The organism is Bradyrhizobium sp. in8p8 (genome assembly GCF_000426845.1).
GTDB lineage: Bacteria > Pseudomonadota > Alphaproteobacteria > Rhizobiales > Xanthobacteraceae > Bradyrhizobium > Bradyrhizobium japonicum_C.
Map to the genome: position 1 here is coordinate 195195 of NZ_AUGD01000002.1, position 17363 is coordinate 212557.

Genomic DNA, 17363 nt, shown 5'->3' on the forward strand with positions numbered 1-17363 from the left:
CTAACTGCTTAGACTGGGCTTGGACGGCTTGAGTTCATCGTCAGCTTTCACCGCGACGAAACGGGTGCCGTCGCGGTCGACCAGAAGGACCATGGTTCCCTGCGGCAAAGGTCCCGATGACGGCGCGGCGACCGCCGAGACAAAGTGGCGATTGCCGTGGACGTCGGCGACGCTGACGCGGCCAGGCGGCCCGTGGTCGAGCGGGCCGATGACGACCTCGCCGATGCGGCCGACGAGATCGCCGAGGCCGACGGCATAGCTTTCATCCTTGGGAATGAGCCGCGCGATGGTCCTGCTTGCGGCGCGGACCAGCGGAACCGACACCACGACCGCACCCACCGAGGCGGCTGTCGCCGGCAAGGGACCCGCAACCATTCGTGCGATGTCCTGGATCAGGAATCCGGTGATGGAGAAGACGCCCAGCAGCAGCAGCAGGAAGATCAAGAGCGGTACGCCGCCGACATTGATCCAGGAGATGGCATTGACGACGCCATTGTCGCTGGGGTGAGCGAAATCGATGTTGGTGCCGAGTATTTCGCTGAGCGAAGCCCCCACCAGAATCGAGACGATCTCGATCGAGCCGACGATGATGATCATGGCCGCCGCGATCGCGAACGGCCTGACCTCCGGCGCCATGACGTGTTCGAGCAGAGCGCTCATGACACGGCACTCAGGAGCCCGACTTCAACCGGGCCAGCCTTGCCGCAATTTCCTTGTCTCGATGCAATGTGCTGAGCTCGTCGATGTCGCTCGAATAGGAAATGCCAGGGGGTACGCCGGTGGCGCGTGCCACTGCCCGTCCTGCCCGCAGCGCCTTCGCGGCCGCCGAGCTGCCGCCCTGCTTCCGCGGCGACGCCGAGGTTTGATGGTTCGCGGCCGCCTCGCTCTTTTCGAGATCGGCGCGGCGCTGCTCGGCGTCCTGGAGCGCCGAGAGCACGGCGCGAAGCGATGTCACGCACTGTTCGATCTTCTCGTTGTTCTCGTCGATGGCCCGCGAGAGCACCTCGAATTGTGCCTCCAGATCCATCTGTCGCGCGATGCCGGCACGCGCGAGATCGTCACGGCTATCAGCGACCGCGGCTTCGATCTTGGGCGCAAGATCGGCCATCTGGCGCTCGATCTCGGTACGGCGCGCGTTGAGGCGATATTCCTCGGCACGCGCGGCCGCGAGCGCATCGCGCGCCTCCGTCTCGGCGCGCTCGATCTCGCGGATGGCCTGTCCGACCACCTTCAGCTTGTTCTTGCCTTCCGCCTGCTCGATCGCGTCATAAGCGATGCCGGCGATCAGGCGCCCGACCCGGGACAGGAAATTTTCGGGAGCGGCAGCGATGGTATCCATGGCATTCTCCTCCTCTGGCAAACTGTTCGGCGTGACGCCGTAGTGGATTTCAAAACCGTCGTCGGTGCGGATGAGGTGCGCGGGCACGCTCTGCCCCCAGCCCTCGACATAGCCGGCATAGTCGAAAGGCACGCTGAAGCGCCCTTGTACGGTCGCGATCGACACAGCGGCCGGTCCCTTGATCTTGACGAGCTTGTCGTCGAGCGGAAGCCGGCGGCCCTGCGCCGCGCGATACTCGGCGCGATCGCGCAGGCCGAGCGTCACCAACCGCGACGGCAGCCCCGTCTGTTTGCGGACGGGCTCGTAGGCATGGGCATGGAGCAGGACGACATTGGAGCCGACATTGTGCGCACGAGCCACCTCGTCGAGGATCTCCATCATCCGGTCATAAGCCTGAAACGTTGCCTCCAGCGCAGCCTTGGCGGCCGCGTCGGGAACGAGCCTGTAACGCAGGGCAGAGGGAGCGTTGCGGGGCGACTGCTTCATGGAAAGCACTAAAGCACCATTTTGGTGCTTTAGGAAGAAGGAAGCTGATCACGTTCCTCTGATCCAATGCACTCTGTTGGTTAGTCGCCGTGGTTCGGGCGCGCGTTCAAGCCGGCCGATCACCCCTAGCGCACCGCCAATCAAGACTTCCTGCACGCAAAAGTTGCAATTTGAAGCGAACTGCAAGCTCTCACCGCCATCTGGCGAGGAGCCCCTCGCGACGGAGAAGTCCAGAGTCTTTCTGCGGACTCTCGATGCTGATCTCAACTCGCAATGAGGGAGCGATGAGCACGCGAGACGTTCCGGGGCGATCGACCTTGCCTTGTGACGCCTAGGGCCGCCGGCACACCAGGTCGATCTCGATCAGCGCCTCATAAGCGAGCCCGGTGACGCCGACGCAGGTGCGTGCGGGCAGCCGGTCCGGCGGAAAGAACGCGCGGTAGGTCTCGTTCATGGCCGTGTAGTCCTCATTGAAGCGCGTCAGATATACACGCGCCATCACGACGTGCTCGAGGCCCAGATCGAGGCCGGCCAGAACGACCTTCAAGTTCTCCATCACCGCGCGGGTCTGCGCAACGATGCCGTCGGGCAAGACTCCTGGTGCCTGCGGCGTGTCCGGCATCTGGCCCGTGACGAAGACGAAGCCATCGGTCTCGACCGCGTGGCTGAATGGCGCGACCGGCTTCGGTCCGCCGCTGATCATGTGGAATTTCACTTCGGTATCCTCGTCAAGGTGCGTCTTCAAACAGGCGCTTGCTGAGGATGGCGTGCACGCCCCAATTGCCGTCGACCACCTGCGTGACGCCGAAATCGACCGCGGCCGACATCAGCGCGATGGCCTCGTCCTCGCTCAGGCCTTTGACGTTCATCAGGAAGCGGCGCATCTTGCGGAACGCATCTTTCATGGCGAGGTCGAGCGACGATTTTGCGTAGACCTCGCTCTGCCCCTGGGCGCCGAATTCGGCGAGATAATTAGGATGGCTGAAGCCGGTCAGCACCCAATCGGTGGCGGTCTCGATCAAGGGATAGGAGAGATCGGCGAAGGGACGACCGGCGAGGTCCGCCTTCTTGTGCAGGATCACTTCGAAGGTGCCGGTCATCGAGCATTCGATCGCGGTCCCGCTGAGCTCGCCGTCGCCTTGCGCGGCATGGGGATCGCCGATTGACAGCAGCGCGCCGGGTACCGAAACCGGTAGATACACGGTCGCCCCCTTCCCCAGCCGCCAATTGTCGAGATTCCCGCCGAAATAGGACGGAGGCACGGAATCGATGAAATCGACCTCGCGCGGCGCCAACGCGATCACGCCGAAATGCGGGCGCAGGGGAATCTTGATGCCGTCGAGCACGGCATGGCGACGCTTGATCGTGGCGGGTGCGACGGGAACGCCGGGATAGTCGTAGGTGGTGTGCACAACACCGAAAGGGTCTGTCTGCGGCTCCCAGCGGTAGGAATAGAGGGCGCGGGCGTGCGGCACCTCAGCGTCGTCGAAGATCTCGTAGATGGTGACGGCCTCGCGCGGCTTGGGGCCGCCAAGAAATTCGTTGTAATGATAGCCCCACCAAGCCGCGACCGAGGAGCCGAATACCCGGCCCGCGTGGTTCGGATTGCGGCTCGCCCGCGGGACGATGTCGAGGATGCGCACCTCCAGCACGTCGCCGGGCTGGGCGTCCTTCACCGCGACCGGGCCGGTGCAGATGTGCACGCCAAACCCCTCGCCGGCGCCGCGACCGAACACGCTGGCATCCATGGGTCCTGCGCCGCGGCGGTCCACGTTCTTCCTGTTTCGCGTCCAGCCGAACACGCTTTCAGCGGCGGCATCGCCCGCGATCATCAACTCGGGATCGTCGGAGGCGTGCTGGGTCAGCGTCTCGATGGTGATCGTATCTCCGGAGGCGATCTCGATCTGCGGTGGCAGCGAACGGCTGAAATAGCCCCAATGCACGCGGCTGGCCTCGACCGGGAGATGGTGATGCCTGCGCTCCGAGGTGGCCCGCTTCTCGCCGTCGCCCGGGGCGATGCTGCTGCGCGCCGCTACGCTCTGATGCGCCCGCAATTGAGCCAGCGCCTCCTGTGGCCAGCCGCGCTGGCCCGCGATGCCAAGCTGCGAGGCCGCCCGCTCTGCCTCCTGTTGACGAAACTCTCGCGGCGGCAGGCCGAAGCGATGGCGGAAGGCTCGGCTGAAATGCGCGGAGTCACCAAAGCCGTAGGCATAGGCGATCTCCGAGATCGAGCGATGCGCCGCGGTCGGATTGGACAGATCGGCCCAGGCGCGCTGAAGCCGGCGTTCACGGACGTAGTGGGTGAAATTGTCTCCCACCGTCTCGAACAGCCTTTGCAGGTAGCGCTCGGAAATCCCTTCGGCCTGGGCAACGCGCGCCGGCACCAGATCGGGATCTTCGAGGCGACGCTCGATGGTCTGGCAGATCCGGTGCAGGAGCGCGGCTTGCGCCGCACTCGATCCGGCATCGGAGTTCGAGGCCGCCAACTGATGCGCAAGCGTCAGCAGCAGGTCTGCAAGCGATCGTGCCACCAGATCCCATTCGGCATCGCTCAGGGTGTCGAGCGTGCGCGCGGTTGCATCCAGCAGGCGCGAGAACAATTCGGCAAAGCCGCTCGGCGGAACGACCCGGGGCTCGCCGAGCCGCGGCTTGCCCGAGAGGCGCCCCTGCAACGCCTCCGACGTCACCGACAGCACGATGGCGCGCATGTCGCGCTGGAACACGATGCTCCAGTCGCCGCTGCGCGGCAACAGCACAAGGTGACCGACGGGAACGATGCGGTGATCACCGGCGCTCTTCAGCACCATCCCATCCTCCACCGGCATCAGTGCGATGGGAATGTCTTCGCTGGCTCGCGACAGCGGCCCGACGCTCTGCGCACCCGCGGCCATGCGTGTCAGCGCGATGCCTGCAGCGCGCCGGTGCGATGCACTCGCATGTCCGTCGAAGACGTCGTGACCACCCGCCGGTTGCAGGCCGACAGCGGCCAGCACGTCCCGCCAGGCCTCCGGACGGTCGTCTTGCGCGTAGGATTCGCTCGTGAACGGGCGGAAGCTCATCGGATCGACCCAAGTTGCAGTCGATCGAAGCAACCTCCGTGCCAGAAGCACGCGATCGTCCGTCGTGGCGACGGGCCGCAAATGATCTCCGCTCGTCACACGCTCACCCCGAAGACAGGCCGCGCACTAGTCGCACCGGAAGATGTTCTTACGGATCGTACCGTGGACGCCCCAATTGGCATCGACCACCTGGGTGACACCAAAATCGGCGCCGACGGACATCAGCGAGATCGCCTCGTCCTCGCTGAGTCCATGTACGGTCATCAGAAACCGGCGCAGTTTCCTGAACGCATCGCGCATCGCACGGTCGAGACTGGAATGATTGGCAATCTCGGTTTGCGCCTCGGGGCCGAGCGCAGCGAGGTAGTTTGGATAGGTGAAACCGTAGAACGACCATGCCTGGTCGGTCTCGAGCATGGGATGGTCGAGGCCCTCGAGGCTGGTACCGGCAAGGTCGGCCTTCTTGTGCAGGATGAATTCGAAATCACCCGTCAGCGACGTCTCGATCGCGGTGCCGCCGAGCTCACTGTCGCCCTGCGCCGCATGAGGATCGCCGACCGAAAAATAGGCGCCAGGCACCGCGACCGGATAGAACATCCGCGCGCCCTTGCCGATGCGCCAGTCGTCGATATTGCCGCCGGTATAGCTCGGCGGAATCGAGCTGACGAAATCGGCCTCCGATGGTGCGAGCCCCATTGTGCCGAAATGCAGCCGCGCCGGCACCTTGACGTTGGAGAGAATGTTCTTGCGCTTCTTGATGGTGGCGTGGTCGACGGGGACGCCGGGATAATCGATGGTTGAATGCACGATGCCGTCAGGGTCGGTCTGCGGCGTCCAGACATAGTTGTAGATGGCCTTCGCATAGGGCTCGCCCGAGGTATCGAGCTCGAAGATGGTGATGACCTCGCGCGGCTTCGGCTCCTCGATCAGATCGTGATAGTGAAAGCCCCAGTTCGCGGCGACGTTGGAGCCGAAGCAACGGCCGGCGTGACAGGCGCTGCAGCTCGGACGCGGCCGGACGTCGAGGATGCGCACTTCCAGAATATCGCCGGGCTCGGCGCCCTCGATCGCGACCGGGCCGGTGAGAAGATGCACGCCGATCCCCTCCCCGGCGCCACGAATAAAGGGACCTTCGACCGGACCGGAGCCACGGCGGGCCACCGCCTTGTGCTCGCGCGTCCACTGGAAAACGCTCTCGGCGCCTGGATCGCCCTGAATCATCCGCTCGTAATCGTCGTTGGCGTGATGCGTCAGCGTCTCGATGGTGGCGCGATCCCCGGAGCGCAGCGTCAGGGCCGGCGTGACCTTCTTGGAGAAATAGCCCCAGTGGACGGTCTTCGGCGAAACCGGCAGCGTGAAATGCTTCATCAGGTGGCCTCCTGGAAAATCTTGAACAGTGCGGAGACAGCGCTCATCGCACCGCCTCCGGCCTCTTGTCGGCTTCCATCACGCTGAGGAAACGCGCGGTGAGCGGACTACGCGGGTTGGAGAGCACCTCATGCGCCGGGCCCTCTTCAATGATCGCCCCCCCGCTCAAGAAAGCGACGCGGTCGGCGACCTCGTCGGCGAAGCGGATCTGGTGCGTCGAGATGATCATGGTGAGGCCGTCGTCGATGGCGAGGCGCCGGATGACCTCCAGGACCTCGTTGACGAGCTCGGGATCGAGCGCGGAGGTCGGCTCGTCCAGCAGCAGCACGCTCGGGTTCGGAGCCAGCGCACGGGCGATGGCGACGCGCTGCTGCTGGCCGCCGGAGAGATGCCGCGGCAGCGCGTCGGCGCGATGCGAAAGCCCGACGCGGTCGAGCAACTCGGCCGCGCGGCGATCGGCGTCGATCCGGGTCATGCCGTGAACCCAACGCAAGGGGCCGGCGATATTCTCCTTCGCCGACAGATGGGCGAACAGGTTGAACTGCTGGAACACCATGCCGACGCCGACACTGGCGCGCTCATTGGCAATCGCCCGGGGCGATAGCAGCTTGCCGTGTTCGGAAAAACCGAGGCGCCGGCCGCCGACGCGCACCGTGCCGGAGTCCCAGCTTTCGAGGTGATTGATGCAGCGAAGCAGCGTGCTCTTGCCGGAGCCGCTGGGACCAAGCAGCGCAACGACCTCGCCGACCCGCACCGTGAGATCGAGTCCGTCGAGCACGGTCTGCGAGCCGTAGCTCTTGGTGAGGTCCTTGACCTCGACCGCGATGTTGTTGCGCGCGATCGTCGCAGCACGGCGGGCGCGCTCCTCGCGCGTCAAGGCCAATGGCGGCGTGTCGGTCAGCTCCGCTGGTGCGGGCTCAGGATTCGCGGCGGTCGCAGCGGCAAGCTCGAGCTTGGTGCCGAGATCGACACGGCGCCACGGCAGATAATCGGCGAGCTTGCGCTGGCGGCGCGTGGTCCGGTCGAGATCGAGCAGCCATTCGACAAAGAGCTGGATGACGCTGATGGCCGTGGTCAGCACCAGATAGAGAAGTCCTGAGGCGAAGAAGATCGAGAAGAAGTCGAAAGTTGAGGAAGCGAGCTGCGTCGAGCGCAGCGTCAGTTCCTGCACCGCGACGACGGAGGCGAGAGAGGAATTCTTGAGCGCGCTCACCGCCTCGTTTCCGAAAGCCGGGATCATCGTGCGGATCGCCTGCGGCGCGATCACCCGCCACATCAGGATCCGGGGCGTCATGCCGAGCGCCTGGCCTGCGGTCACCTGCCCGCGATCGACGCCGAGGACGCCGGCGCGCAGCATCTCCGCGATGAACGGCGCCTCGTTGCAGGCGAGCGCGAGACCGGCGGCGAGCACCGCCGGCAGCTTGATGCCGATATGCGGCAGCGCGTCGTAGGCGAACACCATCTGCAGGATCAGCGGCGTGCCGCGAAAGATCACGGTGTAGGCCCTGGCGATCGCCGCCAGCAGCCAGAAGCGGGAGAGCTGCATGCTGGCGAGGATCAATCCGAGGATCAATCCGCCGCCGAGTCCGAGGGCGGTCACCTCCAGGGTGAGCTCGATGCCCGCGAGCAGATACGGCATGCTCAGGTAGTGAAGGAACAGCGACATCAGTCAGCCGTCATCAACGGAATGAAATTGGCAGAATGCGAGTGAGCCTGGCTCGATCCACCTCTCCCATAGGGAGAGGTGGGGTCGCATCGTCAGATGCGAGCCGGGTGAGGGATTACGCTGCACCGCATTTGCCGCGCCGCCCCCTCACCCGGCGCTTCGCGCCGGCCTCTCCCCGTCGGGGAGAGGTAAACCGCGCTCAGTCGGCCGTGAGAATTCCCGGCTCCATGAAGTTGTTCACATCGAGCCCATGCTTCTTAAGGAGCGCCATGTGCGTGCCGGCCTTCTGCACCTCGATCAGCGCGGCGAGCACGGCATCGCGGAATTTCGGCTTGTTCTTGGGCACGGCGATGCCGACGGAATACGGGATCGTCACCGCAATCGCCTTCTCCAGCTTGTCCGGATAGGCCTTTACGGCGCTGTCGACGGTGTTGACGTCGTTGATGTAGGTGTCGGCGCGGCCGGCGAGGATCGCCTGAATGCAGTTGGCGTTGTTGTCGTAGAGCTGGATGGTCGGTTCGGGCTTGCCGGCCTTCTTGCACTCCGGGATCAACGCCTGGATCAGGGGCACCTCGACATAGCCGGTGTTTTCGGCGGCAGCGGCGCCGCACAGCGACAAGTTGATGCCGTTGATGCCCTTCGGATTGCCCTTGGCGACCAGGACGCCGTCGAACACTTTCGAGTAGGTGATGAAGTCGGCGGCCTTGGCGCGCTCCTTGGTGGCGTAGATGTCGGAGATCACGATGTCGGCCTGCCCGGCGGCCAGTGTGGTCAAGAGGGCTGCGAACACCACGGGCTTGTAGGTCAGCTTGAAGCCGAGGCATTCGCCGATGGCTTCGCCGAGATCGATGTCGAAACCGATGTACTTGCTGGGGTCCTTGGGATCGATCGTCTCGTAACCCGGCGTGTGCGGGTTGATGGCGTTGACGAGTGTCTTGCCCTTCCAGTCCGGGTATTTCTCCTGGAGTGCGGCGCAGGCGGCGGGCGGAGCGGCCTGCGCACCGAGCGGTGCGGCGACGACGAGGCCGAACACGACGGCGGCGCCAAGCGTGGCCTTGCGCCATGGCGTTGATGCGCGCGCCATTCCCCGCCGCGCCTGGGGCCAAACCGATTTCTCCATTTCGCCAGTTCCTCCGAATGTCATGGCGCCTGCCATGGTCCAGTGATCGGGGAGGAAGCGTGCGGAACCGGGCCGTGAAAAGCTTGTCCGCGGGCGCACAAAAAATTGGATGGAGTGCGCCCGGCATTTGGGCAAGCGGCTGCACAAAAACTGGGATCTGCAGAATACCGTCCGGTCGTCCACAGCCTGTCCGCAGCATATCCACAGGCTGACCGTGGCGGATTCGCCAGCCCATGCGAGCTACTTGCTGCGCACAAACTCACAAGGCGGCACGCTCAGCCCCCCGCCTGATCGAGCACCGCGCGGCAGGCCTCGCCGGTGGCGTGGACGTTCAAGATCTCGCCCGCGTGGAGCCGGTACACGTCGGGCGTCCAGGCCCGCCGCTGCACCGCTGTGCCCTGTGCATGAGCCGAGGAGGCAAACAGCGTCAGGAACAGCCCGACGGTGGATGCGCCGCGCGCTCGGCTCTTCACGCCCGCAAACCGCAGGAATCTTGCCTTCATGACCAGTCTCCTGCTCTGCCTCTCCCGCCGAAGCCACCGCGGCTGGCGTGGCACGAAGAGATAGGAGAATAAACCGTTGGGAATGTGATCTCTTTCACACCCGCGGCGCGCAGGAGGCACCTAGGCTTCGCCGAGGAATTTTCAGGAATTGCTAACCAATCGGATCCCGATCGCCGGATCGTTAAAATGCGAGCGATCGGGTCAATCCGGAAACAAACCGGCTTTGCGACATTGCGCCATCCGCGTTCTGCGAGGGTGTGATGAGCGAAGCCGAATTCAACTTGATGCTGGATGCTGTCCGGGACGCCATGGTCTTCGAAGATGTCGCGCCCGTGCCTGAGGTGGAATTCGTGCCCCGCTCGTGGAGTCTTGAGACGACGCCCAAAGCCGCCAATGACAACGAAGGCGCCTGGCCCCTCCTGCCCTTCCCCGAGGGGTGGTACGCGGCCAGCTGAGGGGTTTTTTCGCGGCAGTCTGGATGCACGCCCGCCTCACGGGCGCAGTGCGTCTGACCGTGGGCAAAGCCGTCGGTACAGCGGGGGCAAGCCTCGACGCTCTCTCCCGGCCGGAAGTCGAATTACGACGATAGATCAGTGATTTATGAATGGAGGCCACGACCAGAATTGAACTGGTGTACACGGTTTTGCAGACCGTTGCGTAACCACTCCGCCACGTGGCCCCGTAAGGGCGGAGCAATATAGGGGATGAAGGGTTTAGGCAACCGCCTTCGTCCCACTTTCCCGCCGACTTCCAGGCTCTTGAAAGACCCAGAGTGCCATGCCGTCAGGCGCGTTTGCGGCGTCGGAAGTCGCGCCTGCGGCCTTTCGCGGCGGGTCTGGGCGCCAATTCCGGCATCTCTGCCTGGACCTCGCGGTAACGTGCAAGCAGCCTTTCAAAACTCGCGTGCAGCGTCTCGGCGATGTCGGGACGCCGCTCGAGCCCGGCGAGGATCGTCGCCGCGGCCTCGATGGTCGAAAGCCCGTCGCTCCGCGGCTCCCTGCGCAACCGCCCGTATCGCGAGGGGTGCGCCGGGTTGAGGATCACGCGCTGGCACTTGAGCATCCAGGGATTGCGCCACCACAGCGCCTTCGCCTGGCTCCAGGTTCCGTCGAGCAGCACGATGCCTTCGAGCTTGCTGAGGATCGCGCGCTGATTCTCCGCGACCTCGCCCTTGCGGTTGAGCGCGACGATCTCGCCTTCGGCTTCCAGATCGGCCGCGCGCGCCGAGCCGAGGTAGAGCACGGCCCAGTGCGAGGCGTTCTCGATCGGCCGGCCCATTGCTTTGGACAGGCTCGGCCAGGACAGGCCGACCCGCACTGTGGCGTCGGCAAAATGCTTCGCCAGCAGCCGCGCGGTGCCGAGCGCCCTGTCCTGCTCCTGCGGGTGCTGGAGGATCAGCAGCGAAAGACGGTTCTCGATCGGCACGACGCTGTCGCAGATGCAGAGCGGCATCGGCTTCTGACAGTGCGGGCATTCGGGAATCGTCTCGGGCGGCGCGGCGGTGGTCTGGGGCGGGTTGGACATGGGCGCGCTATACGCTTGAAGCTGCACTTCAACAACCTATTCCGCCGGCACTGCCAGCGGACGCGGCTCGGACCGCCGCCGCAGGCGGTCGATCAGGAGGTAGATCACCGGCGTGGTGTAGAGCGTCAGGATCTGGGAGACGAACAGGCCGCCGATGATGGTGATGCCGAGCGGGCGGCGCAGCTCCGTGCCGGGGCCGGTCGCGACCACGAGCGGAATGCCGGCGAACAGCGCCGCCATGGTCGTCATCAGAATGGGGCGGAAGCGCGCCTGGCAGGCTTCAAAGATCGCCTCGGCCGACGATAGACCTCGCTGGCGCTCGGCATCGAGCGCGAAATCCACCATCATGATGCCGTTCTTCTTGACGATGCCGATCAACAGGATGATTCCGACGAAGGCGATCACCGTCAGCGGCGTGTTGGTGAGCTGAAGCGCGAGCAGCGCGCCGAGCCCGGCCGAGGGCAGCGTCGAGATGATCGTGAGCGGATGAGCGAGGCTCTCATAGAGCACACCCAACACGATATACATCGCGACCAGCGCACCGAGGATCAGAAGCGGTTGACGGCCGGCGGTCCTGGCGAAGTCGCCGGCATTGCCATCGAAGCTGCCGCGAATGCCCTCCGGCATGTGCAACTCTTCGACCGCGCGCTGGATGTTCTGCGTCGCCGCCTGCAGCGGTACGTCCGGCAGCAGGTTGAACGACACGGTGGTCGAAGGGAAAGACTGCGAGTGATAGACCGCAAGCGGGGCGAGCCCGCGTGTAGCATGCACCACCGCCGATAGCGGCACCTGGGCGTCGCCCGCACCGGCGACATAGATGCGATCGAGGTTGGAGGGATCGACCTGGAACTTCGGGTCGATCTCCAGCACGATCATGTACTGGTTGCGCTGGGTGTAGATGATCGAGATCTGCCGTTGCGCGAATGCATTGTTGAGCGCGGTGTCGATATCCTGAACCCGGACGCCGAGCGCCGAGGCTTTCTGGCGGTCGATGGAGAGCGTGAGCTGGAGCCCGCCGGGGTCGCGATTGCTGGAGATGTCGGTGATGCCTTCGACGCTCTCCATGCGCTTGGCCACGATCGGAGCCCATTTCTGCAGCAGCCCGAGATCGGTGCTGGTGAGCGTGTACTGGTAATCGGAATCGCTCTGGCGCCCGCCAGCGCGCACGTCCTGGGCTGCGAACATGAAAAGACGGATGCCGGGCACGGGGTACAGCGCGCGCCTGAGGCGATCGATGACAACTTGCGTCGAGACGTGGTCGCGCTCCTCCGGCGGCTTCAGGCTGATGAACATGGTGCCGCGATTCGAGGTCGCCGCTCCCGGCCCGCCTCCGCTGCCGACGGTCGATCCGATACCGGCAACGGCGGGATCCTGCATCACGATGTCGGCGAGCCGCTGCTGGAGGCTGAGCATCGACTGGAACGAGATGTCGGCCGAGGCGCGCGTCGCGCCGATGATGAAACCGGAATCGTCGGTCGGGAAATAGCCCTTGGGCACCTTGATGTAGAGCGTCACGGTGAGGCCGATCGTGGCGAAGAACACCAGCAATGTCGCCAACGGATAATCCAGCACGGCACGCAAGCTTCTGGCGTAGAAAGCCACGATGCGCGACAGCGAACCCTCTATGATGCGATCGAAAAGGGTCGCCGTACCGGACGTGGTCTGGCGGATGTAGTGAGCGCAGATCATCGGCGTGACCGTCAGTGACACCAGCGTCGAGACCAGGATGGCGAAGGTCAGCGTCAGCGAGAATTCGCGCAGCAGACGGCCGACGATGCCGTCCATGAAGATCAGCGGGGTGAAGGCGGCGATCAGCGACAGGCTGATCGAGACGACGGTGAAGCCGATCTGCTTCGCACCCTCCCGCGCGGCCTGGAACGGCCGCATGCCATGCTCGAGATTGCGATACATGTTCTCGATCATGACGATCGCATCGTCGACGACGAAGCCGACGGAGATCGCGAGCGCCATGAGCGACAGATTGTCGATCGAGAAACCTGCGACCCACATCCCGGCGCAGGTGCCGGCCAGCGCCAGCGGCACCGATATCCCGGCCGCGATCGTCGGGGTCAGGCGGCGGAGGAACACGAACACCACGACCATCACCAGGAACGACGTCGCCAGCAGGGTCCATTGCATGTCCAGGACGCTGGCGCGGATCGTGCTGGTACGGTCGACCAGAGTGGATATCTCGACGCCGGCCGGGATCCACTGCTTCAGCGCGGGGATCAGGGCCTTCACCCTGTCGACGGTGTCGATGACGTTGGCATCACCCTGCTTGGTGATCTGGATCAGCACCGCCGGCTGTTTGTTGAACCAGGCGATCGAGCGGGCGTTCCGGACGGAATCCTCGATGTCGGCGACGTCCGAGAGCCGCACGAAATTGCCGTTGGAGCTCTTGATGACGATGTCGCGGAACTCTTTGGCGGTGCGCATCTGCCGATTGAGCGCCAGCGTCTCGGCCTGGCGTTCGCCTTCGAAGATGCCGACCGGACCGAGCGGATTGGCATTGACGATCGCGGTCCTGACGTCGTCGGTGGCGATGCCAGCACTCGAGAGCGCGACGGGGTTGAGCTGCACCCGTACGGCCGGCTGGTCGGCGCCGGATACCGTGACATCGCCGACGCCGGGCACTTGCGAGATGCGCTGCGCGATGACCGTATCCGCAACGTCGTAGATTGCACTGGCCGACAGAGTTTTCGAGGTCAGCGCCAGCACGAAGACGGGCGCGCCGGCCGTATTGGCTTTCCGGAAGCGCGGCAGCGTCGGCAGGTCGGTCGGCAGGTCGACCATCGACGCGTTGATGGCCGCCTGCACGTCGCGTGCGGCCTTGTCGATGTTGCGGCCGATGTCGAACTGAAGCTGGATGCTGGTGGTCCCGAGGGTCGAAGTCGAGGTGATCTGGTTGATGCCGGCAATCTCGCCTAACCGCCGCTCCAGGGGCGAGGCCACCGTGGCCGCCATCACGGACGGGTCCGCGCCGGGGCGGCTGGCCGAGACGAAGATGGCGGGGAAATCGACATTGGGGACTGAGGCGACGGGCAGAAATTGGTAGGCGACGACGCCCAGCAGGAACAACCCGATCGACAGCAGCGTGGTCGCGACCGGCCGGCGGATGAAGGGCTCCGAGATCGAAGCCATCACTGCATACCCTCGGTCGCACCGGCGACCGGCGGCCCGCCGGATTCGGCAGGCGGCAGTGCCTGTTCGAGGCGCCGGTTGATGCGGTCGAGCGCGAGATAGATCACGGGCGTGGTATAGAGGGTCAGGAGCTGGCTCAGCAGCAGGCCGCCAATGATGGAGATGCCGAGCGGAAAGCGCAGCTCGGCGCCCGTGCCGCTTTCGATCGCGAGCGGCAGCGCCCCGAACAGCGCCGCCAGCGTCGTCATCATGATGGGGCGGAAGCGCAAGAGACACGCCTGCACGATCGCCTCGTTCGGCGACATGCCCCGCCCGCGCTCGGCCTCGAGCGCAAAGTCGATCATCATGATCGCGTTCTTCTTGACGATACCCATCAAGAGGATGATGCCGATCAGGCCGATCACCGAAAGATCCTGACCGCATAGCATCAGGGCCAGGATCGCACCGACGCCGGCCGAAGGCAGCGTCGAGAGGATCGTGATCGGATGGATGTAGCTCTCATAGAGCACACCGAGCACGATGTAGATCGTGATAACGGCGGCGAGCAGCAGCCAGGGCTGACCGGCGAGCGCCTTGGCGAATTCGGCGGCGTCGCCGGCGTAGACGCCGACGATGCTGTTGGGCATGCCGATGCGGGTCTCGATGGTCTTGACCGCCTCGACGGCATCGCCGAGTGCCGCGCCCGGCGCGAGGTTGAAGCTGAGCGAGACGGACGGGAACTGCGCCTGGTGCGAGATCGCGAGCGGCGCCGTGGTGCGCTTCAGCGTCGCCACCGCCGACAGAGGCACTTGGGCGGCGGGCGCGCCCGCGGTCACGCTCGCAGCGCCCGGGAGATAGAGCTTTGACAGGATCGAGGGATCGCGCTGGTACATCGGCAGCGCCTCCAGCACGACGCGGTATTGGTTGGCCTGGCCGTAAATGGTCGAGATCTGTCGCTGCGCGAAGGCGTCGTTGAGCGTGTCGGTGATGGCCTGGAGGCTGACGCCGAGCTGGCCTGCGCGCGTCCTGTCGACATCAAGCTGAGCCCGCAGGCCTCCCTCCTGCGCCTCCGAGGAGACGTCCCGGAACAAGGGATCGCGCCGCATCTCGGCAACCAGCTTGCGCGCCCATTCCGAGACCAGCGTCGCATCGGTACCGGTCAGCGTGTACTGATATTGCGAGCGGCTCGACTGCGTCGATATCTGCACGTCCTGCACCGGCTGGAAATAGACGGTCATGCCGGGGATGCCCGACACCCGCTCCTTCAGCCGGGCCACGACGACTGTGATGTCGTCCCGTCGCTCGCCGCGCGGCTTCAAGCCCATGACGAGCCGGCCGACATTGGTGGTCGGATTGACCGAACCCGCACCGATCACCGAGACCACGCCGAGCACATCAGGGTCGGCCCTGATGGCCTCCGCCACCTCGGCCTGCCGTCTCTTCATCTCCGCGAACGATACGTCGGGCCCAGCCTCGGTTACCGCCGTGATCGAGGCGGTGTCCTGCAGCGGGAGGAAACCCTTGGGCGCGACGACATAGAGCACGAGGGTCGCGATCAGCGTAACGAATGTCACGACCAGCGTGGCGCGCTGGCGTTCCAGCACCCACAGCAGCGATCTGTGATAGGCCTCGACCGTGCGGTCGATGAAGCGGCTGATCGCGGCCAAGCCCGGCACCGCCAGCTCTTCGTGGGAATGCTTGAGCAGGCGCGAGCACATCATCGGCGTCAGCGTCAGCGAGACCACCGCCGACGTCACGACCGCGATCGTCAGGGTCAGCGCGAATTCGCGGAACATGCGCCCGACGAGACCCGACATGAACAAGAGCGGAATGAACACCGCGATCAGCGACACCGTCAGCGAGATCACGGTGAAGCCGATCTCGCTGGCGCCCTTCAGCGAGGCCTCCATCGGACCGTCGCCGTTCTCCATGTGCCGCACGATGTTCTCGATCATGACGATGGCATCGTCGACCACGAATCCCGTGCCGATCGTGAGCGCCATCAGCGAGAGATTATCGAGACTGAAGCCGGCAAAATACATGATGCCAAAGCTCGTGATCAGCGACAGCGGCAGCGCGACGCCGGCGATCACCGTTGCGCGCAGCGAGCGCAGGAACAGCAGCACGACCAGCGTTACCAGCACGACGGCGAGGACCAGCGTGAACTGCACATCGCGCACCGAAGCGCGGATGGTGACGGTGCGGTCGGACACGATAGTGAGGTTCACGCCGGCCGGGATCGCGCGCTGCACCTTGGGGATTTCCGCGCGGATCTGGCTGACGACGTCGATGACGTTGGCGCCGGGCTGGCGCTGGATGTCGATGATGACGGCCGGCGCGCCCTGGTACCAGCCGCCGGTGCGATCGTTCTCGAGACCATCGATAATCTGTGCGACATCGCCGATGGTGACGGGCGAGCCGTTGCGATACGTGATGATGATGGGTTTGTAGGCGTCGGCGGCCGCGATCTGGTCGTTGGCAGCGATGATGTAGGATTGTTGCGCGCCGTCGAGCGAGCCCTTCGGCCCCGAGACATTGGCGCTGGCGATCGCGGTGCGCAGATCCTCCATGGCGATGCCGTAGGCGGCGAGGCGCGCCAGATCGGCCTGGATGCGCACGGCCGGCTTCAGCCCGCCCAGCACCGAGACGCGCCCGACGCCAGAGATCTGGCTCAAACGCTGCGCCAAAATGGTATCAGCGATGTCGCTCATCGCTCGCAGCGAGATCGTGTCCGAGCGCAGCGCCAGCGTCATCACCGGCGCATCCGCCGGGTTCACCTTGGCGTAGGTCGGCGGATAGGGCAGCGTCTTGGGCAGCACGCCGGCCGCCGCGTTGATCGCGGCCTGCACGTCCTGGGTGGCGCCGTCGATGTCGCGGTTGAGGTCGAACTGGAGCGAGATCTGGCTGACGCCGAACGAGCTGGTCGAGTTCATCGACGTCAGCGACGGGATCTGGCCGAGCTGCCGCTCCAGCGGCGCGGTGATCAGCGAGGCGACCACGTCGGGGCTGGCGCCAGGAAGCTGCGTCGTCACCTGAACCGTCGGGAAATCGACCTGGGGCAGCGCCGAGACCGGGAGCGCGAAATAGCCCAGCAGCCCGCCGATCATGAGAGCGATGCCGAGCAGCGAGGTCGCGATGGGTCGACGGATGAAGGGTTCGGAGACGCCCATGGGATCTG

At 65.0% G+C, this 17363-nt stretch carries 12 protein-coding genes and 1 tRNA gene; 1 reads left to right on the top strand and 12 read right to left on the bottom strand.

Features of this window, described 5'->3' with window-relative positions; translation table 11 throughout:
- The 8 genes from K408_RS0106155 to K408_RS0106190 form a co-directional block, all read right to left on the bottom strand.
- Complete coding sequence (locus K408_RS0106155; RefSeq protein WP_024341760.1) at positions 1-660, bottom strand: OB-fold-containig protein; 660 nt, start codon at positions 658-660, stop codon at positions 1-3.
- Between the two features lie 10 nt (positions 661-670).
- A complete protein-coding gene (locus tag K408_RS0106160) occupies positions 671-1834 on the bottom strand; it encodes a PspA/IM30 family protein (RefSeq protein WP_024341759.1) in 1164 nt (387 codons plus the stop codon).
- Positions 1835-2156: 322 nt separating this feature from the next.
- Positions 2157-2540 (bottom strand): RidA family protein, encoded by a 384-nt coding sequence (locus K408_RS0106165; protein ID WP_024341758.1) that lies wholly within the window; start codon positions 2538-2540, stop codon positions 2157-2159.
- 13 nt (positions 2541-2553) lie between these two features.
- A complete protein-coding gene (locus tag K408_RS0106170) occupies positions 2554-4884 on the bottom strand; it encodes an acetamidase/formamidase family protein (RefSeq protein WP_024341757.1) in 2331 nt (776 codons plus the stop codon).
- 126 nt (positions 4885-5010) lie between these two features.
- The gene (locus tag K408_RS0106175; protein WP_024341756.1) at positions 5011-6252 is read right to left on the bottom strand and encodes an acetamidase/formamidase family protein; all 1242 of its coding nucleotides are present in this window, start codon (positions 6250-6252) and stop codon (positions 5011-5013) included.
- Positions 6253-6295: 43 nt separating this feature from the next.
- Positions 6296-7918, bottom strand: a complete 1623-nt coding sequence (locus tag K408_RS0106180; RefSeq protein ID WP_024341755.1) for an amino acid ABC transporter permease/ATP-binding protein — start codon at positions 7916-7918, stop codon at positions 6296-6298.
- 199 nt (positions 7919-8117) lie between these two features.
- The gene (locus K408_RS0106185; RefSeq protein WP_024341754.1) at positions 8118-9038 is read right to left on the bottom strand and encodes an ABC transporter substrate-binding protein; all 921 of its coding nucleotides are present in this window, start codon (positions 9036-9038) and stop codon (positions 8118-8120) included.
- Between the two features lie 275 nt (positions 9039-9313).
- Positions 9314-9541: a hypothetical protein gene (locus tag K408_RS0106190; RefSeq protein WP_024341753.1), complete on the bottom strand. Its 228-nt coding sequence runs from the start codon at positions 9539-9541 to the stop codon at positions 9314-9316.
- Positions 9542-9801: 260 nt separating this feature from the next.
- Between K408_RS0106190 and K408_RS0106195 the strand changes: the two genes are divergently transcribed.
- Positions 9802-9996, top strand: a complete 195-nt coding sequence (locus K408_RS0106195) for a hypothetical protein (RefSeq protein ID WP_024341752.1) — start codon at positions 9802-9804, stop codon at positions 9994-9996.
- Between the two features lie 150 nt (positions 9997-10146).
- Here K408_RS0106195 and K408_RS0106200 read toward each other — a convergent pair.
- The 4 genes from K408_RS0106200 to K408_RS0106215 form a co-directional block, all read right to left on the bottom strand.
- A tRNA-Cys gene (locus K408_RS0106200) sits at positions 10147-10220 on the bottom strand.
- Between the two features lie 104 nt (positions 10221-10324).
- The gene (locus K408_RS0106205; RefSeq protein WP_024341751.1) at positions 10325-11065 is read right to left on the bottom strand and encodes a tRNA-uridine aminocarboxypropyltransferase; all 741 of its coding nucleotides are present in this window, start codon (positions 11063-11065) and stop codon (positions 10325-10327) included.
- A gap of 36 nt (positions 11066-11101) precedes the next feature.
- On the bottom strand, positions 11102-14206 hold the full coding sequence (locus K408_RS0106210; protein WP_024337760.1) for an efflux RND transporter permease subunit: 3105 nt from the start codon (positions 14204-14206) through the stop codon (positions 11102-11104).
- On the bottom strand, positions 14206-17355 hold the full coding sequence (locus K408_RS0106215) for an efflux RND transporter permease subunit (protein ID WP_024337761.1): 3150 nt from the start codon (positions 17353-17355) through the stop codon (positions 14206-14208). Before K408_RS0106215 ends, K408_RS0106210 begins: the two co-directional genes overlap by 1 nt.
- Between the last annotated feature and the right edge of the window lie 8 nt (positions 17356-17363).

Excerpts from the sequence above, each read along its gene's own strand:
- K408_RS0106215 (WP_024337761.1), bottom strand. The coding sequence starts at position 17,355 with ATGGGCGTCTCCGAACCCTTCATCCGTCGACCCATCGCGACCTCGCTG.
- K408_RS0106205 (WP_024341751.1), bottom strand. The coding sequence starts at position 11,065 with ATGTCCAACCCGCCCCAGACCACCGCCGCGCCGCCCGAGACGATTCCC.
- K408_RS0106180 (WP_024341755.1), bottom strand. The coding sequence starts at position 7,918 with ATGTCGCTGTTCCTTCACTACCTGAGCATGCCGTATCTGCTCGCGGGC.
- K408_RS0106185 (WP_024341754.1), bottom strand. The coding sequence starts at position 9,038 with ATGGAGAAATCGGTTTGGCCCCAGGCGCGGCGGGGAATGGCGCGCGCA.
- K408_RS0106155 (WP_024341760.1), bottom strand. The coding sequence starts at position 660 with ATGAGCGCTCTGCTCGAACACGTCATGGCGCCGGAGGTCAGGCCGTTC.
- K408_RS0106175 (WP_024341756.1), bottom strand. The coding sequence starts at position 6,252 with ATGAAGCATTTCACGCTGCCGGTTTCGCCGAAGACCGTCCACTGGGGC.
- K408_RS0106195 (WP_024341752.1), top strand. The coding sequence starts at position 9,802 with ATGAGCGAAGCCGAATTCAACTTGATGCTGGATGCTGTCCGGGACGCC.
- K408_RS0106190 (WP_024341753.1), bottom strand. The coding sequence starts at position 9,541 with ATGAAGGCAAGATTCCTGCGGTTTGCGGGCGTGAAGAGCCGAGCGCGC.
- K408_RS0106170 (WP_024341757.1), bottom strand. The coding sequence starts at position 4,884 with ATGAGCTTCCGCCCGTTCACGAGCGAATCCTACGCGCAAGACGACCGT.
- K408_RS0106210 (WP_024337760.1), bottom strand. The coding sequence starts at position 14,206 with ATGGCTTCGATCTCGGAGCCCTTCATCCGCCGGCCGGTCGCGACCACG.